This is a genomic window from Neorhizobium sp. USDA 3394, assembly GCF_056280385.1.
Map to the genome: position 1 here is coordinate 1,579,041 of NZ_JBWCDU010000002.1, position 23,655 is coordinate 1,602,695.

Consider the following 23,655-nt stretch of genomic DNA (forward strand, 5'->3'; position numbering starts at 1 on the left):
GTCAGGCCGCTTCGTTGAGATGACAGGCTGAAAGGCGCCCAGGGCCAATCACTTTGAGTTCGGGAATGTCTCGCTTGCAGCGATCCATCGCGCTTGGGCAACGCGGATGGAACGGACAACCCGACGGAGGATCGAGCGGCGACGGGAGTTCGCCCTGGATCGGCTTGTAGTCGCGTTCGCCGGCTTCGAGCACCGGCAACTGCTCCAGCAACAGCCGCGTATAGGGATGGTTGGGTGTGGAAAACAGCTCTTCGGTCGGCGCGATTTCCACCACGCGGCCGAGATACATGATGACCACCCGGTCGGAGATATGTTCGACGACGCCCAGATTGTGCGAAATGAACAGATAGGTCAGGTCCAGCTCGTCACGCAGATCCATGAAGAGGTTCAGCACCTGCGCCTGGATCGATACGTCGAGTGCGGCCACCGCCTCATCGCAGATGATCAGCGATGGCTTGACCGCAAGAGCACGGGCAATGCCGATGCGCTGCCGCTGGCCGCCGGAAAACTGGTGTGGGTAGCGGTTGGCATAGGCGCCGGAAAGCCCGACCTTTTCCATGAGGTCAACGACGTAGGCCCGCTGCTCCGCCTTGCGGATCAACCCGTGAGCGACCGGCGCTTCACCGATAATATCGACCACGCGCATGCGCGGATTGAGCGAGGCGAACGGGTCCTGAAAAATCATCTGGGCGCTGAGCGCAAAATCCCGGCGCTGCTCTGGCGTCATCGCTGCGGACGAAACCCCTTTGTAGCTGATGGTGCCGGCGCTGATGCTGCTGATGCCGGCGATCATCCGGGCCACGGTGGACTTGCCGCAGCCGGACTCGCCGACGATCCCGACGACCTCCCCCTTTCTGACGGAAAGATCGATGCCGGCGACGGCACGCACGTCGATCCTCTTGACCCCCGCGCCAAAGAGGTTGGCGATGTGCCCGGCCACGCCGACCGGCTTGGTGAACGTCTTGGCGAGGGAACGTAATTCCAGCATCGGTTCGTGCTGGCTTTTTTCTGTCGTCATGTCCTGTCTCATAGGGCTGGATTCCAGCAACGCACCGATTTTCCGCCCGGCAACAGGGTCGGTTCGGGTGCGACCAGACATTCGGGCGTCGCCCTTTCGCATCGATCGCGAAAGGCGCAACCCTGCGGCAGGTTGAGCAGCGACGGCGTCATGCCCTTGATCTGGTGAAGTCTGCGGCCACGCGTGGCATGCGAAGGAACGGAGTCGATCAGCCCTTGCGTGTAGGGGTGCAGAGGCCTCTCGATCACGTCCGCAGTGATACCCGTCTCCACGATCCGGCCGGCATACATGACCGAGATACGGTCGGCGAGACCGGCAACGACAGCGAGGTCGTGCGTGATCCAGATGAGAGCGGTGCCGGTCTTGCGGCAAAGCTGCTTCACCTCATAAATGATCTGGCCCTGGATCGACACGTCGAGCGCGGTCGTCGGCTCGTCCGCGATGATGAGCTTCGGTTTGTTGATGAGAGCGATGGCAATGGCGATACGTTGCCGCATGCCGCCGGAAAGTTCGTAAGGATAGGCTTTCAGGCGTTCGTCTGGAGAAGGAATGCCGACCTGCACGAGCGCATCCCTGGCCCGCTGCCGGGCTTCGGCCGTGCTGACCTCTGCATGAGCCTGAACCGTTTCGATCAACTGCGTGTCGATGCGGAGAACCGGATTGAGGGTCATCGATGGATCCTGGAAGATCATCGCGATGTCGTTGCCGCGCAATTGCCGGCGTGGCTCCTCGCCCATCGAAACGAGATCGAGACCGTCATACTCGATGCTGCCGTCCACGATACGGCCGGGCGGATCGATCAGACCCAGAATGGAAAAGCCGGTGATCGACTTGCCGGAACCGGACTCGCCGACAAGACCCAGGATCTCGCCGCGACCGAGTTCGATATCGACCCCGTCGACCGCTTTCACGACGCCTGCTCTCGTGGCGAAATGGGTTTTCAGCCCCTTGATCGAGAGTAGCGGCTCCTGTCTGGTCGTCGCGGTTGCTTGCATGCTGCTAACGTCCATCACAGGGCATTCCTCGGGTTGAGAATGTCGCGAAGGTGATCGCCCACGAGATTGATCCCGACGATGGTGAGAGCCAGCGCGATACCCGGAAAGAACGAGATCCAGTACTGACCGGACAGCATGAATTCGAAACCGTTGGCGATCAGCATGCCCAGCGACGGCTGCGTGACCGGAACGCCGACGCCGAGGAAGGAAAGGGTCGCTTCAAGCGCGATGGCGTTCGCAAGATCGATCGTGGCGATGACGATCAGCGGCGGAAGACAGTTCGGCAGGAGGTGGCGGGCGATGATGCGCCGCCAGCCGAGCGAAAGGCAGCGGGCCGCCAGAATGTACTCGCGATTGCGCTCCACAAGCGCGGTGCCTCGGACGGTCCGGGCAAAATAGGCCCATTGCACGATGATGAGCGCGATGATCACCTTGTCCAGTCCCTGGCCGAGGACCGAAAGCATGACCAGCGCCACGAGGATCGCCGGGAAGGAAAGCTGGATGTCGACGATGCGCATCAACAGGGCGTCCAGCCAGCCGCCGAAATAGGCCGCGCAGAGGCCGACCGTCGAGCCGATCAGAAGTGAAACCGTGACGGACAGGAAGGCAACCAGCAGGCTCGTCCGCATGCCGTAGAGGACGGCGGAGAGGACGTCGCGGGCCTGGCTGTCCGTGCCGAGCCAGTAAGTGATACCGCTGACCTCGGCGACGCTGCCCGGCGGCATCTGCGAATCCAGAATATCAAGCGCGCCGATATCATAGGGGTTCTGTGGCGCGATCCACGGTGCCGCAAAGGCGGGAATCGCAAGCAGGATCATCAGGATCAGACCGGCCATGGCCAGCTTGTTTTCCCTGAACTGCACCACAAAGCGGCGGAAGGGCGTTTCCTCGACGGTTGTCGTGGGTAAAACGGTGGTTGGCGTGCTCATCAGTCGCGCACCTTTTCGCGGGCACTCGGGTCAATCGCCATGTAGAGAATGTCGACGACGAGGTTCAGGATCACCAGGAAAAACACCATCATGATGAGGTAGGCGACGACCACAGGACGATCGAGGGTGATGATGGAATCGATCAGCAGCTTGCCCATTCCGGGCCAGGAAAAGACGCTCTCGGTGACGACCGCAAACGCGATGGCCTGGCCGAATTCCAAACCGGCGACAGTGATGATCGGGATCAGGATGTTCTTCAGCAGGTGGACGTTGAGAATGCGAGAGGGGCGCAGTCCCTTGGCGCGGGCGAATTTGATGTAATCCATCGGCAGGACTTCGCGGGTGGCAGCCCTGGTGACGCGGATCATCAGCGCGGCCTTGGCAAGGCCGAGCGTGAGCGCCGGCAGCGCCAGATGCTGCCAGCCATCGACCGTCAATATGCTGAGCGCAACCGGGCCTACACTGACGGTTTCGCCGCGTGCCGATGCCGGCAGGACACCGAGATAGACCGCAAACAGCATGATCAGCATCAGGCCGATCCAGAAATTCGGCAGGCTGAAGCCGAGGATCGAGCCCGTCATGATCGCCTTGCTGGACGGCGCCTTCGGCCGCAACCCGGCCAGAATGCCGAGCGGGACGCCGACAAGCACGGAAAACGTCATGGCAACGATCACGAGTTCGACGGTCGCGGGCATGCGCTCGATGATCAGTTGCAGCGCCGGCTGGCCGGTGAGAAAGCTGCGACCGAAATCACCCTGCACGGCATTTTCGAGAAACGTCAGGTATTGAACCCATATCGATTGATCGAGGCCAAGCGCCTTGCGCAACGCCTGCCGTTCGATCTCCGTCGCCTCGGGGCTGACCAGCATCGACGTCGGATCACCGATCAGGTAGAGGCCGACAAAGACCAGGACCGACATGACAAGGATCACGCCGAGTGCCTGAAACAGTCGGTTTATGATAAAAACGGGCACTTGCCTGTCCTTCTTTCGCTGGTCCCGGCCTGCTGCGCATCGCGAAGCAGGCCGGAAACTTGATTTACTTCGCGGACGTGACGTCCTGAGGCAGGGTATACTGATCGGCGCGGGCGGCGTAGCTCAGGCCCTTGCGCAGCGCCCAGACCGGTACTTCGAAATGGACCGGAATGATGCCGTAGTCCGACAGGACCATCTCGTCGGCCTTCTGCAGCAGCTCCTTGCGGGCTTTGTCGTCCATGGTGGCCGATGCCTTGTCGAGGAGGGCGTCCAGTTCCGGATTGGAATAACGCCCGCCGTTCGAAGTGCCCGAGCCCTTGGACGGCTCGCGGGTTCCGACCAGCGACCGCAGCGTCGTGGACATCTCTCCCGTGGAATTTCCCCAGGCGGCAAGATAGGCGCTGTATTCGAAATTGTCGCGGCTCTTGAAGAAGACCGGCGGAGCAGCGGCGGCGACTTCGGATTTGACGCCGGCACGCGTCCACATGGCGGCAATCGTCTGGGCGACGCGGGCGTCGTTGACGTAGCGGCCGTTCGGAGTGCCAAGCGTGATCTGGAAGCCGTTGGGATAGCCGGCTTCCGCAAGCAGGGCCTTGGCCTTGGCGGTGTCGACCGCCGGTGCGGCCTGCCGTGCCTTGACCGCGCCGAACATCGGCTCGGGCAGCAGGTCTCCCGTGGCGACGGCGACGCCGCCCATCACCCGTTCGGCGATCGCCTTGCGATCGATGGCCAGCGAAAGCGCTTCACGGACCCGTTTGTCCATCAGCGGATTCTTGTTGCCCTGTCCGGGAATGCCCGGGCTCGGTTCGCCCTTCTGGTCCAGAGCGATGTAGACGATACGCGTGCCGGGGGCTTCCGCCACCGTGAGCTTGGGGTTCGTCTTGAACTGTTCCAGGTCCGTCGTCGGTGGGTCTTCCATCATGTCGATGTCACCGGACAGGAGCGCTGCGGCACGGGCCGCCGGATTGGTCATCGGGCGATAGATCACCTTGTCCCATGCCGCCGGCTTGCCCCAATAGTTCGGATTGCGCTCCAGAACGAGATCTGCGCCCTTTTGCCAGGAAACGAACTTGAACGGGCCCGTACCGACAAGTCCTTCGCCGCGGTTGAACTCGACGGTCGTCTTGCCTTCAGCAGCCGGGCCGGATGCTGCCGCCTTCGACAGGATTGGCAGGTTGGCAATATCGGTCACCAACAGCGGATAGGGCTGCTTCGTGGCGATGCGCACCGTATGCGCATCGGCTGCCTCCACCTTGGCGATCTGGCGGGTGAACAGCGTGAAAGCCGTCGGGCTGTTCGGAACCTTCGGAATGCGGTCGAACGTGAAAACCACGTCGTCGGCAGTTAGCGGCGAGCCGTCGGAGAACTTTGCATCCTTCCGCAAGGCGAATTCCCAGACCGTGTCGCTGGTCGGCTTCCAGCTCTCGGCCAACGCCGGCTGTGGCACCAGCTTCGGGTCCATCATCACCAGCGGATCGAACATGGCGAAGGTCACCTGCACGTTCGGCACGAGAACGTGGAACTGCGGATCGAGCGAAGACGGTTCTGATTTGACACCGATCTTGAGATCCGCCGCAGAAAGAGACAATGCACCCATAAGAAGAAAAGCTGCCGAAGCGGCCAGCCTGGTTTTCACGAAATTCATGATTTCACTCCACTTTTGTCTTCGTTCTTGTATTTCTTCGAAGACGTTCCCTTTTACCGATTGGCCCGGATGGGCCGTTTATTGGATGCGCAGGGTCCTTTCGACCTCCGCCATGACTTCACCGACGTCGATTGCCGCTCCCAACGCCCCTGCGAGTTTGAAAAGCGGTTCGGCCGCTGCGGCGTGACCGCTCCAGGCGCAGCACGTCTGAAATTTTGCCAGCAGATCGTCCTCGTTCAGCGGGTTCTCCGGCGAACCTTTCGGATGGCTGACCGTCGCTTCCATGACCCTGCCGTCCTTCAGATAGACCCGTGTGATCGCCTCGAAATTCGCGCCATCGACCATCAGGGCATTGTCGTAAGCGATCAGCCGGATGCGAGGCAGCCACACGGCAATCCGCTCATCCCTGACGCTTTCCGGCGTGAAGTGCTCGAGTTCCAGCCCTCCGTCGACCAACATTCGTGCCATGCAATAGGTACCGCTGAACCGTGCTTCCATTTCATCGGCGGGACAGTCGAAGCGGAGATTCCGTCTTGCCATCTCTGGCAAAGACATATCGATCCGATCGATCGCCTCCAGCGAGAAGCCCGGCTCTCTCTGCAGGACCTCCAAGGCATCGACGCTCCGATGAACCGCTCCGCAGCAGGGAAACCGCTTGGCGAGCAGTCCGCTTGTCTCGATTTCCAGCGTCTCGCCGAGACCGTCGATCATGACTTCGGCACCAATCCTGCCCGCGCCGGTCAACGCCGCAAAACCCCAGTCGCCGGCAAGAGGGTCGTCATTGGCGCCGATACCGGCCATGGCGAACCGGGCCGCGAGAACGGCATTCTTCGCTGCAAGCCCGGCATGGATGGGCTTCATCATCGAACCGAACTGCAGCTTCGAACCGGCTGCCATGCTGGTTGCCGCGCTCATTGCGGCGAGCACCTGGTCCGGGGTAGCGCCAAGCAGGCGCGCACAAGCCCCGGCGGTGCCGATCGCTCCGATCGTCGATGTGGAATGCCAGCCGCGCTTATAGTGGGCAGGCTGCATGAGGCGACCTATACGCCCTTGGAGTTCCAGCCCGACGATGAATGCGTCGATGAGCGCGCTCCCATCGATCCTGCGGCCACTCACCAGAGACAGAAGCGCGGGAGCGAGGACCGCCGTGGCATGAGTAAAGGCGGGCGCGAAATTGTCGTCGAAATCGAGCGCATGCGCTGCGGTTCCATTGATCAGGGCCGCCCAGGGTGCACTCACCCTCCCGGACGCTCCGAAGGCGAAGCATTGCCCCCGGCCATCTTCAGCTATCGCGTTGACGACGGAACCGGTCGCAATTTCGTTCATTCCGGCAATCATGCACGCCGTGATATCCGTGAACGCGTCTTTACCGCGACGGTAGGCCACCGGACTGAAGCCGCAAGCATCGGCGGCCCATTCGGACAATGCCCGAAATGCCGGCTTTCGTTCGTCGCGCATTTGAGAGGCTCTTGGCGCCGTCACCGCGTTCATCGTCGTTCCCATCCGGCATTGTTGCCAGTTATTGCGGCCGATGATGGCCAAAGGGATAGGCATCGGCAAGAAACTAACTAGTCTCATACGATGAGTTTTAGTTATAATAGAAATGGCTGCGGACGAGCCCTGCCCCCAAATATGGGATTGGCGCATCATGGAAACTGCCGCTTTGGGGAGTCGAGACGACGCCGGAAGCTCGCTGGATAACCGGAAGTTATTGGACATGCGATTGGAGAGACCGTGGATCTGAGGCAGCTTAGGAATCTGGTTCTGGTGGCGCGTTATGCCAGTTTCGGGGTCGCAGCCGAAAGGTTGAATGTGACGCAGCCCGCGCTCAGCAAGAGTATTCGCGCGCTGGAAGAGTCCTTGGGCGTTCGCCTCCTGGACCGTGGTCCTTGGGGCGTCAAACCGACTGATTATGGTCTGCGGCTGATCGAATATGGAGAGCTCGTACTCTCCCTGACGGACGAAGCGCGGAACGAATTGGACGCCATGCGCGGTGCCCGTCGAGGCCGGCTGCGCATCGGTGCGGTCACGACCGCAATGCGCGAAATCGTGCCGACCGCCATCAAGCGGTTTCTCAAAGCCCAACCGGAGGTCGATGTTTCGCTCAATGAGGAGCTGAGCTCCGCGCTCTACGATTCCCTGCTCAATGGCGCCATCGACATTGCGGTGATGGCCCGGCCGAAAGAGATTTCCGAAGAGATCGAGTTTCTCAATTTGCTCGAAATTCCGGTCGACATCGTGGCTGACCGAGATCATGAGTTGGTGAAGCTGCCTAAAGTCAGCCTTGCCGACCTGACAGAATATCGCTGGGTGATCCCCGCCCGACCGGAACCGGATCGGTTGGCGCTCGAGGCGATGTTTGCCGCCGCGCAGCTTCCCCGCCCCCTTGCGATCTGCGAAACAACCTCATCGACCTTCCAGATGTCGATGATCGCCGGCTCGAAATGGCTCAGTTATCTCACCCGCACAAGTGTGTTCGTGCAGGGGCGCGACGCGCAGTTTGTGGCCTTGAAGCTCGACAGCCGGACGTGGACCCGCAATATCGGCATAGCCTACCGACGCCGGAGCGTCCTGCGGCCCGTGGTGATGTCTTTCGCCAAGGAACTGGAAGCACTTTGCGCAAAGTCACCGTGACAGGCCAATCGCCCGCCTTCGAGAGATGTCCCGCGACCACGACGATAGGAGAGTTACAGCCTACAGTCGCAATCGTCTGGCGTGAGCCTATCCAAATAACATCTTCAAATGATCGTTCAGGAACCGGCCCTTCGGATCCAGATCCCGTCTCAGCGCTCGAAACTCCTCGGCGCGAGGGTAAAGTCGTGTGACGTCGTCCGTGTCGAGGAAATGCATCTTTCCCCAATGCGGGCGGGAATTGTATCCGCCCAGAATTTGATCGACATCCTTCAGGAACGGCCAGTAGTCGATACCCGGACCACCCGACACCGAAAGGGTGATGCTGTCCTGGCGGTGAAAGGGGCTCATCCATGCCGGATCACCGGCGGTAAAGCGATATTCGATCGGATAGATGCAGTTGGTATGCTTGTTCAGCATCAGATCCCGCACGGCCCTTATCGCGGCCTTGCCGTGTTCGAGGGGAACAGCGTATTCCAGTTCGACGAAGTTCGGCACGTATTCGATCGGATAGACCTCGGAACTGTAGGCGATCTTTTCGAACTCGCTTTCCATCGGAGCGGCTTGCGTGATGTCCATCACCTTCATCTCGCAGACATCGGCCAGCTTGTTCGTGCTCGATACCGCAGACGTATCGGGAAGGCAGTACAGATGGCGGCTTTCCGGCGTCGGGCACCAGAAGAAGCCGAAATGGCGGTGCCTGGAGGCCAGCTCGTCGTGACGCTCCATGCAGGTCTCGAAATCGTCCCTCCAGAGACGTTCGTGCAGATTATAGGCGTCCATGACGTTGAGCGTCAGCGAGGAGATGATCCCAAGCGTTCCCACCGAGACCTGAGCTGCATGCAGCCTGTCTCTGTCGCGACCGTCGATATCGAGGACATCCCCGGTGGCGGTGACGATGCGCATGCCGGCAATCGACGAGGCCAGATTTCCGAGCTTGATCCCGGTACCGTGGGTTCCGGTCGTAAACGCGCCGGCGACGGCCTGGCTGTCGATATCGCCCTGGTTGATCAGTGAAAGACCGTGCTCTTTCAGCGTCCTGCCGACTTCGTTGATGCGTGTTCCGCCTGCGACTGTGATCTGTTTCCGATCATGGTCGATGTTCTGCACGCCGTGCAGATTTGCGAGCGACAGCAACAGCCCGTTGGTGCCGACGACGGGTGTGAAGGAATGTCCCGAGCCCGAAACGCGCACGGCCAGATCACGCCTGTCGGCTTCGTGGACGAGCTCCGCCACTTCGGCTTCCGTTTCCGGCGATGCCTTGAATTGTGAAACGCAATATTGATTGCCGACCCAGTTGCGCCACAGGCCGCCTTTTTCCAGAGCCATGTTTTCCCCTCACATCGCTGTAAAACAATTATCGACAAACAGATGGGTACCGCTGACGAAGCTGGCGTCGTCGCTCGCGAGGTAGAGTGCCGCCTTGGCGACCTCGTCCGGCCTGCACATCCTGCCCTGCTGGGCCGCGATCGCCGCATCCGAGACGTCGATCCCGTAGCGGGTCAGTTCCTCGACTTCCTTCTGGCCATGCGGCGTCTGGATAAAGCCGGGGCAGACCGCGTTGCAGCGAATGTTGCGGTCGCGAAATTCGACCGCGATCGCCCGGGCAAACATGTGGCACGCGCCCTTGGTCGTATCGTAGAGAACTTCCATCGGTGTCGCGGCAACCGCCGATATCGACGACGTGCAGACGATAGACCCACCACCCGCCTTGATCATGTGCGGCAGGACGGCACGCGTCATCAGGAACATGCTGCGGACATTGATGGCCATTAGCCTATCCCAGTCCGCCACCGAGGTTTCGAGGAAGGGCCGGACGATGATCGTTCCGGCATGATTGAACAGCACCGTTATCGGTCCAAGTTCGCTCGAAATTGCGTCTACAGCCTGGTTTACCTGCCGTTCGTCGGAAACGTCGGCTGGCGCAAATGCCACCTTCAGGCCTTCTTCACGCAGGCGGGCGGCGACAGCCGCCCCCTGGCTCTGCGGGAGATCGACAATTCCCACCGCCGCGCCCTCTCGCGCAAAAAGCTCGGTGGCGGCAAGGCCGCACCCACCCGCGCCGCCACTGATGAGCGCGATCTTACCGTCCAGACGACCAGCCATTCAACCTCCACGATTGCTGATGACGCCCGATCGATGGCTGAGTGGGGCTCTTTGCGCGCCTCTTATTCTCCGGCCGATGAAGGGCGGCTATGCTCCTGCTCGATAGCTATTTCCATCGGCATTTCCCATTTACCGGGTGCCGGTCTTTCGCCCATTTTCCATCAGATCCGCTTCATCGGCAACAATGGAGGCTGCTTCGTTTCTCAAGACGTCCTTTGCGTTCTTGCGGGCATTTTCCATCGCGATGTCAGCATTCAGGCTCCGCTCGTTTGCTTGCAGGCCATCGTCTTTGCCGGGAGCCAGACCGTCGTTTGTCTGCTCGCGCGCCTTGAGCCGGGTCGAAAGAGCAGTGAGTTCGTTTCGACGTTCAACTTCGTTGAGGGAGACGACACGTTTTTCACGTTGCGCTTTCAGTTCGGCGGCGTCTTCAACGAAGCGCTGAAAATCCCGATCGGCTTGTACCCGCGCATCATGCCGGCTTTGCAGTTGCTGAAGCAACCCGCTCCTGTTGCCTGCGGCCGTGTAATTCGCAGGCTTGATCTGGCCCCAAGGCAGCGCATTGTCATAACTCGCTTCACCCAGGGTCTTGGGGTCCGAGAGGCCCGGAAAGCTGATGTCGGGTGTCACGCCACGCAGCTGCGTCGTTCCTCCATCGATCCTGAAAAATTGGGCGATCGTCAGTTTGAGTTGACCGAATTTCGGTTTGCTGTTGTGGGCCACCTGGTCGAGATCGACGACCGTTTGCACGGTACCTTTACCGAAGCTAGGCTCTCCGACGACGACGCCGCGACCGTAATCCTGTATCGCTGCGGCGAAAATCTCCGAGGCCGACGCGGAGCCGCGATTGATCAATACCCCGAGCGGCCCTGTCCACGCCGGCGTAGGCAGATCATCGCTTTCCACCTTGATCTTGCCTTCGGCGTCGCGTTGCTGAACCACCGGGCCTTTCCCCACGAACAGGCCCGTCAAATCAATCGCCTCGGCCAACGAGCCCCCACCGTTGTCGCGCAAGTCGATCAGGACGCCATCGACCTTTTCCCGCTTCAACTCGCCAAGAAGCTTGGCAACGTCTCGGCTTGCGCTTCTATAGTCTTTGTCGCCTTTTCGCCGCGCGTCGAAGTCCTCATAGAACGCAGGCAAGGTGATCACACCAATCTTGCGCGCGACGCCGCGATCCTCCACGGGCAGGACGGTCTTCTTTGCAGCCTGTTTTTCGAGGCTGATCTTGTCCCGCACCAGACTGATGAGGCGGCGGTTTCCGTTCTCTCCGGCATCTGCCGGCAAGATATCCAAGCGCACAACGGAATCTTTCGCTCCGCGTATCATCTGCACGACTTCATCAAGGCGCGTGCCCACGACTTCCTTTACGGCACCATCGTCGCCTTGACCGACACCGACAATGCGGTCGCCGACGGCCAGCTTTCCGGAAACCTGCGCGGGTCCGCCCGGTACGAGTTCGCGGACCGTGGTGTAACCATCGCGCTCCTGCAAAACGGCACCGATACCGACCAGTGAGAGCTTCATCGAAATGTCGAAATTGGCCGAGGCGGCAGCACCAAAATAGTCCGTATGCGGATCAACGGACGTGGTGTAGGCACCCATGAATGACTGAAACGCGTCGTCACTCTTGTAGGTATAAACGCGCTCCAGGATATTCTTGTAACGTTTGTCGAGGGTATCGCGAATCGTCGCATCGGCTTGGCCTGCCAGTTTCAACCGCAGCCAGTCACCTTTGACGCGCTTGCGCCATAGGTCATTGCTTTGCTCTTCGGATTTCGGCCAGGGCTCTTTGTCGCGCGACAGGGAATACTCTTCCCGCACGCTGAAATCGAAGCCCTGTTTGAGCAGGCTGCGGGCATATGTCATGCGCTCCACAACTCGCTGCGAATAGACGTTGAAGATCGAAAACGGAACCTTCAGGTCCTCGCCGAGGATGGCATCATCGATCTTGCTACTGTCGGCCGTGAACTTGTCGATGTCGGCTTGCAGGAAAAAGCTCCGGTCCGAATCCAGCGACTCGATAAACCGATCCATGATTTTAGCCGACAAGGCATCGTTAAGCGGGACAGGCTTGTAAGCATATCGCGTCAGGAACTGTGCACTCAAATGAGCGGCTTGCGCCTGCTCCTGCAGCGGCGACAAGACCGGCGGCGGTCCAAGTTCCAGGGAATATGCGGACGGCGCGATTGCAAGGAACAGGCCAAGGAAACCATATCGTATGCGCATTCAGCTTTCATCCCATTTTGCAAAGTCGAGTTTATACCACGCAATGGTGGTGCAACAATGATGTCGCCTTGGCAACCAGATGAATAAGCAACATCTCGTGTTCATCATGGAGAATGGCGCCATGCCGATGACCATAATTCGCGTGCTCGTTCCCTTCCACTCACTCGTGACTTCTGCCTTGCAAAGGCTATTATATCCGAAAACATGATATAGATCACAAATCCGGTTGACATTTTTTGTCGCTCGGGCAGTATCGAGGCCATTCGGATAGCCGATTGGCACGCTGGAACTGGGAGGATAACGGCATGCTTTCGACAGGATCATCATGCGCACGAGTGAAATCGTCGAAAGCGGCGAGGCGCGCTCGGTCCCTGATGCCCCCCGGCATCCCTACTCACAGCTCCTGAAGTCCGCCATCCCGACCCCGAACGGTCGCGGCGTGCTGACCAGCGGCAGCACCGCGTCCCAGCAAGCGCGCATCGCCTCATCCGTCGACCGAAGAGACAGAGCTGCAGTCGCATTGACGGCGAATTACCCGTTTCCTGAAGCAAAGTGAGATTTGAGAGATGATCAAGGCCCAAGCCCGGTTCGACCGGGACTTTATCATCGGTGAGACCGACAGCCGTCTGTTCGGCGCATTCATCGAACATCTTGGCCGCTGTGTCTATGGCGGCATTTTTGAACCTGGCCATCCAACCGCGGACGAAAAAGGGTTCAGGCGGGATGTGCTGGAGCTCGTCCGCGAGCTCAATCCCACCATCATGCGCTATCCCGGCGGCAATTTCGTTTCCGGTTACAATTGGGAGGATGGCGTTGGCCCGGTCGAGCAGCGCCCACGCCGCCTCGACCTGGCATGGAAATCCGTCGATACCAATCATTTCGGGACCAACGAATTCATGGACTGGTGCCGGCTTGCCGGTATCGAACCGATGTTGGCCGTCAACCTCGGCACGCGCGGACCGGACGAAGCCCGCCATCTGCTTGAATACTGCAATCATCCTTCCGGCACCCACCTTTCCGAACTTCGCCAACGGCATGGCTGGGAAAAGCCGCACGACATCAAATTCTGGTGCCTGGGCAACGAGATGGACGGCGGCTGGCAGATGGGAGCCAAAACGGCCGAAGAGTACGGTCGCATCGCGGCCGAGACCGCAAAGATGATGCGGATGACCGATCCGACGATCGAACTGGCGGCCTGCGGCTCCTCCGGGCGAAAAATGGCAACCTATGGCGAATGGGAGAGGATCGTCCTCGAACACACATTCGATCATGTCGAGTTCATATCGCTCCACACCTATCTCAACAATTATGCCGACGATACGCCTTCATTCCTGGCAAGTCCCGACCTGATGGACAGCTTCATCGAAGAGGTGGTTTCGATCGCCGATGCCGTCGCAGCGCGGCGTCGCTCCCGAAAGCGCATCATGCTGAGCTTCGACGAGTGGAATGTCTGGTATCGCACCCGGCGAGGCGAGCATAACCGCGTCAAGGAAGGCTGGCCCGTCGCCCCACCCATCCTGGAGGAGGAATACGACATGCAGGATGCGCTTGCTTTCGGCGGCGCCTGCATCTCACTCCTCAATCATGCCGATCGCGTCAAGGCCGGATGCCTCGCCCAGCTCGTAAACGCAATCGCGCCCATCATGACGGAGACCGGTGGTCCGGCCTGGCGGCAAACGATCTTCTGGCCCTTCTCGGACTTCAGCAATCTTGGCAGGGGCAGTGTCCTCAGGACCCGCGTCGATACGCCGACCTATGCCACCCGTTACTACGACCCCAATCACACGGAAGATCTCTACGACAAGATCGACGCCGTTCCTTACCTCAAGTTCTCGGCGGTGCATTCCGAGGAGAACAAGACAGTCACCCTCTTCATCCTGAACCGTCATCTTTCCGACGATCTGCAGATTGATGTCGCGGCAACCGGTTTTGGCGCGTTGAAGCTGCAGCGAGCCCATTCGCTGCATCACGACGACCTCAAGGCGAGCAACACCAGGAATGGGCCGAACACCGTGGCGCCTCGAGATCTGAAGGATATCGACGTGACGAGCGGCAAAGTGACGGTCACCGTTCCTCCGGCGTCATGGAACGTCGTTCGGTTTGGCGCTTCCCAGTGAAACCGAAGCCGAGAACGGCTCGTGCAGGCCCGTCAGGCGAGATAGAGCCGCATGATGATGTCCTGGTCGTAATTGCCGAAACCGCGGCCGAAGATGTTGATGCCTCCCGGATGGGGGGCCTTCTCTTCTATGCCGATTTTCATCCTGATCGAGTGATGCTCGGCCAAGCCGATGTCATCGATTGTGACGCTGGAGATCGATACGCCGTCGATAAACGATCCCTGCCTGGTGACGCGCCAAGTCTTCAGCTTGCCGTATTGAGAGCCTTCAAGTTTCCACCACTGCGGCGTATAGACCCCGCGCTTGTCGCCGTAATCACCGGGCGACGTCCAGGTCCCGATGCGATGTTCGTTGATCCACAGCGTTATGTCGGAGGGCCAGTTGAGGTTCGTGCCGGGCACTTCCGACGAAAGCTCCATCGAAAACTCGATTGCCTCGACCGCCGAGTTAACCAGCTTGGCGTTGTTTGGAAATTTGTATTCGACATTGCCGCGGCCGAACCAGATCAACGCTGCCTGCACCCGGCCGGGATCGAGAAAGAAATCGGGAACATCCAGCAGGCCTATGACGCCGTCCGGTGAGCAAAGCCCGCATGGCGCAGAAACTTCGCAGCTCGTGTAGAGCCCGAGAGGCATCGCGACCTCGATCTGGTTGTTTCTGGTGTCTTTCTCAGCCGTGTCGAAGCGGACGATGATCTCGTCGTATTTGGCGCTGCAGACCTTTTGATTGCCTTTGGTCGCCTTGACGGAAGAGGTCTCGATGAGGCCGGCCTCCTCCAGGGTCAGGATGTTCACGGCCACTGTCGACTGTGGCAGCGAGAGCGCCGCACTGATCTCGTTGACGTTCAGCTTTCCCCGGTCATGGAGGAGCTGAAGAATGTTGACGCGAATTGGTGACGCCAGGCCTCGAAGAACCAAGCTGCCGGCACCTGCGGATACTGTCAGAAAATTCGGCTTCATATTTCAGATCATGCTGTTCTCCCTCATCTATATCAACATTTTTGATTTAGTAGGAACGAATTTTCCGGCGATGTGCGTGGATGACGACGCCCGTGCGGCAGCCTCCTCCGGAAAACTGTAGTTTAGGCGGGTCATTCGCGCCAACGCCGGAACAGGGCGCTCGCATTCACGCCTCCGAACCCGAAGCCGTTGGTGATCGCATAGTCCATCTGCAAAGGCCGGGATTTGTTCGCGACAAAGTCTATCCCGTCGCCTGCGGGATCGGCAGCACTCAGATTCAGCGTTGGCGGTGCGACCTGATCCCTGAGTGCCAGGATCGTGATGATTGCTTCCAGGCCACCTGCAGCGCCAAGAAGGTGTCCTGTCGCCGACTTCGTGCCACTCACGGCTATCCCTGCCGTCGAACCGAACACTGTCTTGATCGCCTCGATTTCTCCGCGGTCGCCGAGCGGCGTCGACGTGGCGTGAGCATTAACGTCGCCAGCAGGCTCTTTCGCGAGCACGGCTTCGATGGCATCGGGCTCAAGGACTTGATGTAACGTCGCTCTGGTTCAAGTGTTTCCCGTCATGATTGCCGCAATGCTGATCGTCATCATCCTTCAGGTTCGCAGCTTGTCAACGATGACGATGGTGATGCTGACGGACCGCTCGGGCTCGCAGGCGTCGTCCCGGTCTTGATGATCTTCAATCAGCCCTTCGGGTTCAGCGCCATTCTCGGGCTGATTGGTTTGGCGGGCATTCTTATGGGCCACACCCTGATCCTGACCGAACAGATCAGGGAAAACCAGGCGGCCGGCTTGGATGATTACCACGCCGTTATCGAGGCAACCGTACAGAGGACGAGACCTGTCATACTGACGGCGCTGGCTGCCGTGCTCGCTTTCATCCCGCTGACGCACTCGGTCTTCTGGGGATCAATGGCCTACACGCTGATCGGTGGCACCGCCGTCGGAACGATCATGATCCTGCTGTTCCTGCCAGCGCTCTACGCGACATGGTTCCGCATCAAGCCACCGGAACAACGGACGTATCAGCAATCCGAGCCGGAGGCTCGACATCAAGAACTGGCATTGGCTGCGGAGTGACCTGCGGAAGACATTCGGGTTTCGCAAGGCTTAACCCACCGCCCTTACGGATAACTTCAGCGTAGCGCGTAAATCCGACACTCGAAAACGAGGCGTAAATTCCCCCTTACCCCTGCGCCTCGGCCGCCCATCTCCGCGATGGGCGGCAATCTCTTCTCAAGAATTTATCGAACCGCAGAGGCTGGCAATCGCCGATATGCCGACGGTCTTCCCATCCCTGTTCGCCCCCACGGGCGATGTGGAACGAAATTGCTTCAGCCATCCAATGTTTTCAGGAGATCTGAAATCCTGATCGAGGAGAAATTCGAGAACGTGTCGCAGACCGCATAGGGCAGGATGATATGGCCGTTATGGCGCATCGCGCCGCAGGTATAGACAACGTTCGGCACGTATCCCTCGCGCTCAGACGGTTCCGGGCGCACCAGCGGTTCGGCCGAGCGGGCGAGAACCTTGGACGGATCCTTCTTATCGAGAAGAGCTGCACCAATCGCATATTTGCGGACTGGACCGACGCCGTGGGTCAAGAGCAGCCATCCCTCGTCGAGCTCGATGGGGGATCCGCAATTTCCGATCTGGATAAATTCCCACGGGAATTTAGGCCCGAGGATCAACTGCCCGCCATTCCAGGTGTAGAGATCGTCGGAATAGACGAGATAGAGGTTCTCGCTATCCTGCCGACCGATCATCGCATACCGCCCGTCGATCTTGCGCGGAAATAGGCCCATCCCCTTGTTCCTGGCTACGGTACCTGCGAGTGGGCTCAAGCGAAAAGACAGGAAATCCTTGGTCTCCAGCAGTTCCGAGCGGATACCCATCCCGTTATAGGCAGTGTAGGTCGCGTAGAATGTCTTCTCCCCGTTATCGTCGAATTCGACGAACCGCGCGTCCTCGATTCCGTTGGACTGAACGGCTGTTATCGGAAAGATGACCCGCTCGCTGATCGACTGCTCGGAACCGAAACTGATGTCGACCTGCTCGCCTGCCGGAAGGGAGGTGCGCGCCGTGACGGTTGGCGTCGAAGCAAGCCGCACCGTCGGATCGATATCAACGCTGCCATCGGCCGCGATCACGCCGGTGCGGAACGTCAGGGACGACACATGCCCTTCTCCAACCGCGCGCAAGCTGACGACAAAACGCCGGGTTCCCTTTTCCAGCCCGGACTGATCCGGATGAGAGACAATGCTCGGATTGAATAACGCAGACGCTTCGAAGGAATATTCGTTGAGAAAATAGGCTCCGACAAGCTGGCGCTGGGTTTTGGTGAAATTGGCATGAGGCGCGAACGCATCTTCCATTTCCGCAGCGCGGCTTTCGAACCTCGCGAGCAGGTTGCGGTGGCGGCCGTCGAAATTTTCCAGGACGTCGGCAAGCAGGATTTCCGCCGCCTCCAGATCAAGCCCCAGGACGCGATCAACGATATGATTTGCACGCGTCTTCTCGGTGGGGTTGAGGTCCCGCGGTTCGGTCGCCGGCTTGAAAGGTCGCACGACGACGCGCGACGAGTCGGGTCGCAGGAAGAGAGCCTGACGGTTCAGAAAAGTGGCTTGTGACAAAGGAACCTCAATTGCTTTAATTGGCTTTGGGCGCTCATGCGCGCAACGTGCGAAGAGGAGCGAGTTTTGCATGCTGGTCGCTGATGCGGGCAAATCTGCGGAACTCTAAGAGGCCCAGAAGATAGGAGACCACTGATTCTCCGCCCCGGTTTTCGTTGACGCGCAGACGATGCAGTCCGTCACGGCAACTGCCCGTGTCAGTATCGACGAGGGTCAGTGCAAGATCGTTGCTTCCGAGAAACCAGGCAAATGCAGAGTTGGCTTCATTTTTCCATTCCATGCCTTGATCCACGCGCCAAGCGGCAAGGCAGGCGGAAATCGTCGCCGCGGCCTCCAGGGGCTGCTGATCGAATTCCTGAGGCGGCTTGCGTACGTCGCCGAAACCATCGGTTCCGATCGGCCGAAAATGGCCCGCTGGCGCCGTCTGCTTGGTCATCAGCCAAGTCAAGGTCCTCATCCCGGCAACCACATAGGCAGATGTTTCACTGGCGAGGCCCGAAAGGATCAGTGCCTGGGGTAGTCGCGCATTGTCGTAGGAAAGACCTTCCTCAAACCAGACCCAATCCTGCGTCTCCACTCGAGCAAGGATATCCATGAGGCGGTCCGCGAGAAGACGCCGCATCCGCTTGGCGACGATGTCCTCTCCGTTTGCGGCACAATAGCCATCCAGCCCTATGAGCGTGAAGGCCCAGGCGCGCGGTGAGCGAAACATCTCGACAGTCGGCAGAGCTTCGGCGAAAAGGCCAGCAGCCCAGTTCCGACGGGACGCATTGGCATCGCTACGGGCGCACTCTCCCAAAGCCCAGAGCGTGCGGCCATGACTGTCCTCGGAACCCTTGTCCTCAAGCCATCTCCGGTCAAAACCCATGAAATTGCGAAAGTGCTTTTTGTCGGGATTCCAGGCGTGCTGCACGAATGACGCGAAACGCGTCGTCAACGGCTCCGGCAGGAGTTCCTCCCCCGGTGTGTTGAGAGTAACGGCCAGAAGGAGAGCGCGCGCATTGTCATCGACGCAATAACCATGTGAGCGATCCGGTACGGAATGCACGGCGTGCTGAAACAGGCCGGTGTCGTCGCACATCGAAAGAAGATAGGCGAGTTCCGGCTCGGGCGCGGCGGGAAGTTTGCGCACCGAAGCATTTCCGCCCGACAGAATTGCGTTCGGCCGAGATCTGCGCTGGGTCGCATCACCGAACAGCGAGAGATACCGTTCTGCCGTTCTCTGCCATGTCATCGACCGGCTACTGGCATAAGCCCGCACGCGCATGGCTTTCCGCCGGGCATTGTCGGTGAGCAAAGTGGCGATTTCTGCGCCGATTGTCTCTGCATCGCTGAAAGGAACGAGGATGCCGCGTCCGTCCGCCAGAAGTTCTCGCGCGTGCCAATAGGGCGTGGACACGACCGCCTTCCCCAGGCCAAAACTATAGGCCAGCGTGCCCGATGTCATCTGCGCCTCGTTCAGATAGGGGGTGGCGTAGACGTCGCACATGGAAATGAAGTCCAGTAGCGTTGCCTGGTCGACGAACTGATCGAGGAAGACCACGTGCTTCTCGATACCGAGATCCAGAGCGCGGGCAATCAGGCGTTCACGGTATGCTTCCCCCTCGTTGCGGACGAGATTGGGATGGGTCGCGCCCAGCACCACATAAACGGCGTCGGGCTCGCTCTTCAGGATCAGCGGCATCGCATCGATCATGATCTCGATGCCCTTGTTGGGGGACAGCAGCCCGAAAGTCAGGATGACCGAGCGCGCCTCGAACCCGAGCTTCGTCTTTGCGAGGTCGGGTTCACAGAAGGCGATGTCCGGAATCCCATGAGGGATCACCTCGATCTTTTCCGCCGGAACGCCATATACCTCACGCAACAGCGCCCTACCCTTCTCCGCCATAACCACCACTTTCGCCGATGTGTCGACGATCTGCGTGAGGACGCGGCGTTGGGCCGGATTGGGTTGCGCGAGCACCGTGTGCAGCGTGGTTACGATCGGCATTTCCAGCCGCGAGAGCAGCGCGAGTATATGGCTTCCGGCCTCGCCGCCGAAAATGCCGAATTCGTGCTGAAGGCAGACGACATCGAACCGAGCGGCATTCAGAGCCTCGGCCGCGCGGATATAGTCATCGAGACTTTCGTCCGGGATCTGAAGCCAGACGCTGGCGGGATAGTCATAGGCATGACCGTGGTCCGTCATCGCGATGATCGCGGTCTCCACACCGGCAGGTGATTTCGAGATGGCCTGCTGCAGGTCGGTCGTGAAGGTTGCGATGCCGCAGCGGCGAGGCAGCGAGTTGCCGATAAGGGCAATATTCTTGGGATAAGTATTCTTGAAGCTGGTCATGGGCGCCCCTCCATCGAGCGGGGCAGCACGCTGACGGGTATTCTTGATGAAATGTCCGGCCGCGTCAGATCGCGGACCGGAAGCTGGGATTGACGATCGTCGAGATCGCGCAGCAGTCCGGGTTGAGGTGCGCTGTCGGCATAGGCCAGCAGGACCGTCAGGCCACTGCGCCCGACATTGATGACGCTTCGATCCGCTTCGGCAAAGAAGACATCTCCAACACAAGCCCGCATCGATCCTATGGTGGCGTCACCTGCGATGACCAGGCCCCAGGTCTCGCGCTGCGCCTGCAATTCCCAGTTTGCCTCCGGCGGAAGGTCGATCCGTTCCAGGACGAAAAAGGCGCAGGATACAAGCTTCAATCGTTCGACGGTAAGATGCATGGGCATCATTTCCGGTCTTGCCGGCACCAGATCCGCGACGGCCAATGCCTGATCTATGTGGAGTTCGCGCAAGCGGCCATGGTCGAAGAGGCGGAATGTCGTGTCACTTCTTTGCTGGATCTCGGCAATGACGAGGCCGGCACCGATGGCATGGATGGTTCCCGCTGGAACGAAAAACACGTCGCCAGGTGCTGCCAGCTGCCATTTGACGAGATCGGCAATCGATCCATCGGTGATCGCATCCCGCAATTGAGATTGGGTCAATGGGCGATCAAGGCCGATCGCAACCTGGGCACCGTCTTCCGCAGACAGCACATACCATGCCTCGGTCTTGCCGTTGGCCATCCCCATGGTTTGCGCAAAGGCGTCGTCAGGGTGGACCTGGATCGACAGTTTCTCCTTCGTGAAGAGCAGTTTGAGAAGCAAGGCAGGGTCAGGCGCCTGCGTCTCGCTACGCTCAAACCTCAGTTCACCGATGGCGGCGTGGGGGTTGCCGCTCAGGCTCCAAGGCCTGAGATCGTGGCTCCCCCACGGTCTGCACGATGTCTGCACGTTCGCATGCTCGAATGTCATGGAGGCCTCCTGGATCTTACCGCTAAGATCGGGGCGACCTGAGATCGGAGCAGCCTTCCTTCGAAGCGAAAGTGCCTCAAAGTCGAAGTATTCGTAATATTTATCGGCAGTATTATGGTGATTCAGACGCGAATCTTCGATTTCTTAAGAAAAATCCTGATATATCGCGCTTCCAGGCAAAATAAATTCATCAGCCACACCCGAATATGCGCCTATCTCTGAATATTTCAAGCGGCAGCATCTTTTTTCAATGCCCAAAACCCGGAGATTTAACTTAAATCGGAGATCGCTCGGCTTGCCGCCGCGACCCATTCCGGTTGGGATTGGGCTGGCGAGGGGCGGCCCCCTCCTCTAGGTCGTTAGGGATGATAAGGATTGATTTTGCAAGCGAGGTTCGTCAGGCGCGGCGCCAAGCATGCGCAAACCAAAGACCAGCAAGCAAAGACGACTAAACCATCGATAGATGCAGCCTCCAGAGCTCATCAACTTTTAGTTATATCGCCTCGTTGAATAACCGCAATCGAGCGGTAGATAAGACATATGGAAAAAACACAGATAGACGACATCAACGAGCAAATTCTCAAATTGCGAACGGCCTTGCCGATCTGGGGTGTGGAGGCCAACGATCTCGTGGAACTTGCACGCAACGCGGAACGGGCGGCGGCCAACATTGATGAAAGAACGATGCAGCGGATGCGTGGGCTGATCGAGACGACAACCGGATGGCACAACACACTCCTCTACTGGGAAGAACAGGACGCCGCGCCTGCTCTAAGTGCCGACTTCAGGGTATTGCGTGGATCGCTCGACGCGATGCGAAAAGAAGTGGCCGACGCCGCGAACTCCCTGGGCATATAGCACGTTGGCCATGCACTTTCTGAGTGCAAAGGCGGTGGCACGTCCGTGATTCGCCTGCCAAGGTGGATGCCCAGTCGCCCGGCGATGTCTCAGTCAAAGTTACCCGCCCGCCGTCTGTCGCTATCGGTCCGAAGCGCAAATTGATCCCACCCATCCTAAGCCGGGCACCGTCGGTCATCCGCACCGCCGAAATCGAAGACAACCTTCGGCAACATCATATAACAACACTAAACAATCACCCGTACCAAAGTCGCTTAAGCCGTCTTCAGATTGTTGATGGAGCGGGATGTTGGTTACGATTGTTTGCATGAAATGGGGCACGGCTTTCACCGCCAGCCATGTCAATGCTCTTTATGCCGGCGTATTGCGCAACATGGAGGAGCCGTTCGACTTTGTCTGCCTGACGGACGATCGTCGCGGCCTTGCTTCCAGCATTCTCGCTCGTCATATCCCGAATCTCGGCCTGCCTGAGCAGGCGTGGAGACGAGGGTGCTGGCCCAAGATCGGCGTGTTTGCACCGGGTCTTTTCCCGCCGGGAGACGTCGTGCTTTTCCTCGATCTTGACGTCATGGTCCAACGGTCGCTCGCCCCGCTGATCGGCTTGCTTCGAGAGCGCCGTCATTTTGTAATCCAACGGGAATGGAACCCGGATCTCTGGAGCCTTCTCCCGAATAGTTTGAGGCCCGACAGGGGTGCCCAATCATCCGTCTTTGGATTTCACGCAGGAAATGTCGACGCAATCTACCACGACTTCGTCAGCAAATCAGACGCGATCATAGCGCGATATAAGAACGACCAGTCCTACCTGACGCAGGCGGTGAGGCAAAAAAGCTATTGGCCGGCAGGTTTCTGCGTCAGTTTCAAGAGAAGCTGCACGAAATACTTCCCGATCAATCTGCTGCTGCCGAGGATCAAGCAGCCGCGGAACGCGAGGATCATCGTCTTCCACGGGAACCCCAGACCCTGGGATACGCTGGTCGAAAACGGCCAGCGATGGGGATCGACACGGCGCTTCGGGATCGGCCCCGTCCCGTGGATCAAACAGTATTTCAATCAGGCGGACGCGATGCTGGCTTCCCTCGGTGACAGACCGGAGCCGATTGTTCCACACGCTTGGCGCACAAGTCCCATTTCGGCCCCCCGAGCTGCAGACAATTTCGAGGCAGGGGTCTCCGCGCCTCCACAATAAATGCCGAACCAGAGCGGCTAAGCCCCACGGGTTATGGCCATAGCTGACATCCCTTGGCGACAACGCCAGCCGCGCCCGT

20 protein-coding genes and 2 pseudogenes are annotated in these 23,655 nt (G+C 59.2%); 8 read left to right on the forward strand and 14 right to left on the reverse strand.

The genetic code is table 11. The features are described 5' to 3' along the window. Window position 1: 1 nt before the first annotated feature. The 6 genes from ACZ9EJ_RS29065 to ACZ9EJ_RS29090 all read right to left on the reverse strand — a co-directional run bounded on the left by ACZ9EJ_RS29065 (window position 2) and on the right by ACZ9EJ_RS29090 (window position 7,280). A complete protein-coding gene (locus tag ACZ9EJ_RS29065) occupies window positions 2–1,030 on the reverse strand; it encodes an ABC transporter ATP-binding protein (RefSeq protein ID WP_046641230.1) in 1,029 nt (342 codons plus the stop codon). Continuing rightward, window positions 1,027–2,028 carry an ABC transporter ATP-binding protein gene (locus ACZ9EJ_RS29070; RefSeq protein ID WP_255736761.1) on the reverse strand — a complete coding sequence of 334 codons (1,002 nt, stop codon included), beginning with the start codon at window positions 2,026–2,028 and terminating at the stop codon, window positions 1,027–1,029. Before ACZ9EJ_RS29070 ends, ACZ9EJ_RS29065 begins: the two co-directional genes overlap by 4 nt. Continuing rightward, entirely contained in the window at window positions 2,028–2,942 is a 915-nt protein-coding gene (locus ACZ9EJ_RS29075; RefSeq protein ID WP_046641231.1) for an ABC transporter permease, read from the reverse strand. Before ACZ9EJ_RS29075 ends, ACZ9EJ_RS29070 begins: the two co-directional genes overlap by 1 nt. Next, complete coding sequence (locus ACZ9EJ_RS29080; protein WP_255737103.1) at window positions 2,942–3,916, reverse strand: ABC transporter permease; 975 nt, start codon at window positions 3,914–3,916, stop codon at window positions 2,942–2,944. The genes ACZ9EJ_RS29075 and ACZ9EJ_RS29080 overlap by 1 nt, the downstream gene beginning before the upstream one ends. Window positions 3,917–3,980: 64 nt before the next feature. Beyond that, a complete protein-coding gene (locus ACZ9EJ_RS29085; RefSeq protein WP_080955786.1) occupies window positions 3,981–5,561 on the reverse strand; it encodes an ABC transporter substrate-binding protein in 1,581 nt (526 codons plus the stop codon). A gap of 78 nt (window positions 5,562–5,639) precedes the next feature. Beyond that, window positions 5,640–7,280, reverse strand: a complete 1,641-nt coding sequence (locus tag ACZ9EJ_RS29090) for an MmgE/PrpD family protein (protein WP_080955787.1) — start codon at window positions 7,278–7,280, stop codon at window positions 5,640–5,642. Between the two features lie 15 nt (window positions 7,281–7,295). Between ACZ9EJ_RS29090 and ACZ9EJ_RS29095 the strand changes: the two genes are divergently transcribed. Next, window positions 7,296–8,195: a LysR family transcriptional regulator gene (locus ACZ9EJ_RS29095; protein WP_046634371.1), complete on the forward strand. Its 900-nt coding sequence runs from the start codon at window positions 7,296–7,298 to the stop codon at window positions 8,193–8,195. Between the two features lie 87 nt (window positions 8,196–8,282). On the opposite strand, the gene ACZ9EJ_RS29100 is transcribed toward ACZ9EJ_RS29095, so the two are convergent. The 3 genes from ACZ9EJ_RS29100 to ACZ9EJ_RS29110 form a co-directional block, all read right to left on the reverse strand. Continuing rightward, on the reverse strand, window positions 8,283–9,521 hold the full coding sequence (locus ACZ9EJ_RS29100; protein WP_046641232.1) for a D-arabinono-1,4-lactone oxidase: 1,239 nt from the start codon (window positions 9,519–9,521) through the stop codon (window positions 8,283–8,285). 9 nt (window positions 9,522–9,530) lie between these two features. Further along, window positions 9,531–10,298 carry an SDR family NAD(P)-dependent oxidoreductase gene (locus tag ACZ9EJ_RS29105; protein ID WP_046634367.1) on the reverse strand — a complete coding sequence of 256 codons (768 nt, stop codon included), beginning with the start codon at window positions 10,296–10,298 and terminating at the stop codon, window positions 9,531–9,533. 129 nt (window positions 10,299–10,427) lie between these two features. Further along, window positions 10,428–12,524, reverse strand: a complete 2,097-nt coding sequence (locus ACZ9EJ_RS29110; RefSeq protein WP_046634365.1) for a carboxy terminal-processing peptidase — start codon at window positions 12,522–12,524, stop codon at window positions 10,428–10,430. A 325-nt stretch (window positions 12,525–12,849) separates the two neighbouring features. Between ACZ9EJ_RS29110 and ACZ9EJ_RS29115 the strand changes: the two genes are divergently transcribed. Continuing rightward, window positions 12,850–13,080: an ABC transporter ATP-binding protein gene (locus ACZ9EJ_RS29115; RefSeq protein ID WP_046634363.1), complete on the forward strand. Its 231-nt coding sequence runs from the start codon at window positions 12,850–12,852 to the stop codon at window positions 13,078–13,080. Between the two features lie 13 nt (window positions 13,081–13,093). Further along, on the forward strand, window positions 13,094–14,641 hold the full coding sequence (gene arfA, locus ACZ9EJ_RS29120; RefSeq protein ID WP_476100529.1) for an arabinosylfuranosidase ArfA: 1,548 nt from the start codon (window positions 13,094–13,096) through the stop codon (window positions 14,639–14,641). Window positions 14,642–14,673: 32 nt separating this feature from the next. Here the strand turns inward: arfA and ACZ9EJ_RS29125 are convergent, their stop codons facing one another. After that, window positions 14,674–15,600 carry an ArsR/SmtB family transcription factor gene (locus tag ACZ9EJ_RS29125; RefSeq protein WP_046641234.1) on the reverse strand — a complete coding sequence of 309 codons (927 nt, stop codon included), beginning with the start codon at window positions 15,598–15,600 and terminating at the stop codon, window positions 14,674–14,676. Here ACZ9EJ_RS29125 and ACZ9EJ_RS29130 point away from each other — a divergent pair. After that, window positions 15,518–15,721: a hypothetical protein gene (locus ACZ9EJ_RS29130; RefSeq protein WP_476100550.1), complete on the forward strand. Its 204-nt coding sequence runs from the start codon at window positions 15,518–15,520 to the stop codon at window positions 15,719–15,721. The two genes, ACZ9EJ_RS29125 and ACZ9EJ_RS29130, sit on opposite strands and share 83 nt — an antisense overlap. 10 nt (window positions 15,722–15,731) lie before the next feature. Here the strand turns inward: ACZ9EJ_RS29130 and ACZ9EJ_RS29135 are convergent, their stop codons facing one another. Then, window positions 15,732–16,031 (reverse strand): hypothetical protein, encoded by a 300-nt coding sequence (locus ACZ9EJ_RS29135; RefSeq protein ID WP_476100532.1) that lies wholly within the window; start codon window positions 16,029–16,031, stop codon window positions 15,732–15,734. A gap of 33 nt (window positions 16,032–16,064) precedes the next feature. Between ACZ9EJ_RS29135 and ACZ9EJ_RS29140 the strand changes: the two are divergent. Continuing rightward, window positions 16,065–16,136 (forward strand): annotated as a pseudogene (locus tag ACZ9EJ_RS29140) (TetR/AcrR family transcriptional regulator); the annotation flags it as partial. Between the two features lies 1 nt (window position 16,137). Further along, a pseudogene (locus ACZ9EJ_RS29145) lies at window positions 16,138–16,685 on the forward strand (efflux RND transporter permease subunit); the annotation flags it as partial. Window positions 16,686–16,939: 254 nt separating this feature from the next. Here the strand turns inward: ACZ9EJ_RS29145 and ACZ9EJ_RS29150 are convergent. From ACZ9EJ_RS29150 to ACZ9EJ_RS29160, 3 genes are read right to left on the reverse strand one after another with little or no spacing between them, the layout of a single operon-like run. Continuing rightward, window positions 16,940–18,238 carry a glycoside hydrolase family 130 protein gene (locus ACZ9EJ_RS29150; protein ID WP_046634351.1) on the reverse strand — a complete coding sequence of 433 codons (1,299 nt, stop codon included), beginning with the start codon at window positions 18,236–18,238 and terminating at the stop codon, window positions 16,940–16,942. 34 nt (window positions 18,239–18,272) lie between these two features. Next, window positions 18,273–20,573, reverse strand: a complete 2,301-nt coding sequence (locus ACZ9EJ_RS29155; protein ID WP_046641237.1) for a glycosyltransferase family 4 protein — start codon at window positions 20,571–20,573, stop codon at window positions 18,273–18,275. Beyond that, window positions 20,570–21,529, reverse strand: a complete 960-nt coding sequence (locus tag ACZ9EJ_RS29160) for a class I mannose-6-phosphate isomerase (protein ID WP_046641238.1) — start codon at window positions 21,527–21,529, stop codon at window positions 20,570–20,572. The genes ACZ9EJ_RS29155 and ACZ9EJ_RS29160 overlap by 4 nt, the downstream gene beginning before the upstream one ends. A gap of 540 nt (window positions 21,530–22,069) precedes the next feature. On the opposite strand from ACZ9EJ_RS29160, the gene ACZ9EJ_RS29165 reads away from it, so the two are divergent. Then, a complete protein-coding gene (locus tag ACZ9EJ_RS29165; protein ID WP_046634346.1) occupies window positions 22,070–22,387 on the forward strand; it encodes a hypothetical protein in 318 nt (105 codons plus the stop codon). A 307-nt stretch (window positions 22,388–22,694) separates the two neighbouring features. After that, entirely contained in the window at window positions 22,695–23,576 is an 882-nt protein-coding gene (locus tag ACZ9EJ_RS29170) for a glycosyltransferase family protein (RefSeq protein ID WP_476100353.1), read from the forward strand. The last annotated feature ends 79 nt before the right edge of the window (window positions 23,577–23,655 follow it).

What these genes read in the sequence shown, in the direction of transcription:
- ACZ9EJ_RS29165 (WP_046634346.1), top strand. Translation starts at nt 22,070, where the DNA reads ATGGAAAAAACACAGATAGACGACATCAACGAGCAAATTCTCAAATTG.
- ACZ9EJ_RS29130 (WP_476100550.1), top strand. Translation starts at nt 15,518, where the DNA reads ATGTTGACGCGAATTGGTGACGCCAGGCCTCGAAGAACCAAGCTGCCG.
- ACZ9EJ_RS29085 (WP_080955786.1), bottom strand. Translation starts at nt 5,561, where the DNA reads ATGAATTTCGTGAAAACCAGGCTGGCCGCTTCGGCAGCTTTTCTTCTT.
- ACZ9EJ_RS29115 (WP_046634363.1), top strand. Translation starts at nt 12,850, where the DNA reads ATGCGCACGAGTGAAATCGTCGAAAGCGGCGAGGCGCGCTCGGTCCCT.
- ACZ9EJ_RS29155 (WP_046641237.1), bottom strand. Translation starts at nt 20,573, where the DNA reads ATGACCAGCTTCAAGAATACTTATCCCAAGAATATTGCCCTTATCGGC.
- ACZ9EJ_RS29100 (WP_046641232.1), bottom strand. Translation starts at nt 9,521, where the DNA reads ATGGCTCTGGAAAAAGGCGGCCTGTGGCGCAACTGGGTCGGCAATCAA.
- ACZ9EJ_RS29090 (WP_080955787.1), bottom strand. Translation starts at nt 7,280, where the DNA reads ATGTCCAATAACTTCCGGTTATCCAGCGAGCTTCCGGCGTCGTCTCGA.
- ACZ9EJ_RS29110 (WP_046634365.1), bottom strand. Translation starts at nt 12,524, where the DNA reads ATGCGCATACGATATGGTTTCCTTGGCCTGTTCCTTGCAATCGCGCCG.
- ACZ9EJ_RS29160 (WP_046641238.1), bottom strand. Translation starts at nt 21,529, where the DNA reads ATGACATTCGAGCATGCGAACGTGCAGACATCGTGCAGACCGTGGGGG.
- ACZ9EJ_RS29075 (WP_046641231.1), bottom strand. Translation starts at nt 2,942, where the DNA reads ATGAGCACGCCAACCACCGTTTTACCCACGACAACCGTCGAGGAAACG.
- ACZ9EJ_RS29065 (WP_046641230.1), bottom strand. Translation starts at nt 1,030, where the DNA reads ATGAGACAGGACATGACGACAGAAAAAAGCCAGCACGAACCGATGCTG.
- ACZ9EJ_RS29105 (WP_046634367.1), bottom strand. Translation starts at nt 10,298, where the DNA reads ATGGCTGGTCGTCTGGACGGTAAGATCGCGCTCATCAGTGGCGGCGCG.
- ACZ9EJ_RS29125 (WP_046641234.1), bottom strand. Translation starts at nt 15,600, where the DNA reads ATGAAGCCGAATTTTCTGACAGTATCCGCAGGTGCCGGCAGCTTGGTT.
- ACZ9EJ_RS29170 (WP_476100353.1), top strand. Translation starts at nt 22,695, where the DNA reads ATGAAATGGGGCACGGCTTTCACCGCCAGCCATGTCAATGCTCTTTAT.
- ACZ9EJ_RS29070 (WP_255736761.1), bottom strand. Translation starts at nt 2,028, where the DNA reads ATGGACGTTAGCAGCATGCAAGCAACCGCGACGACCAGACAGGAGCCG.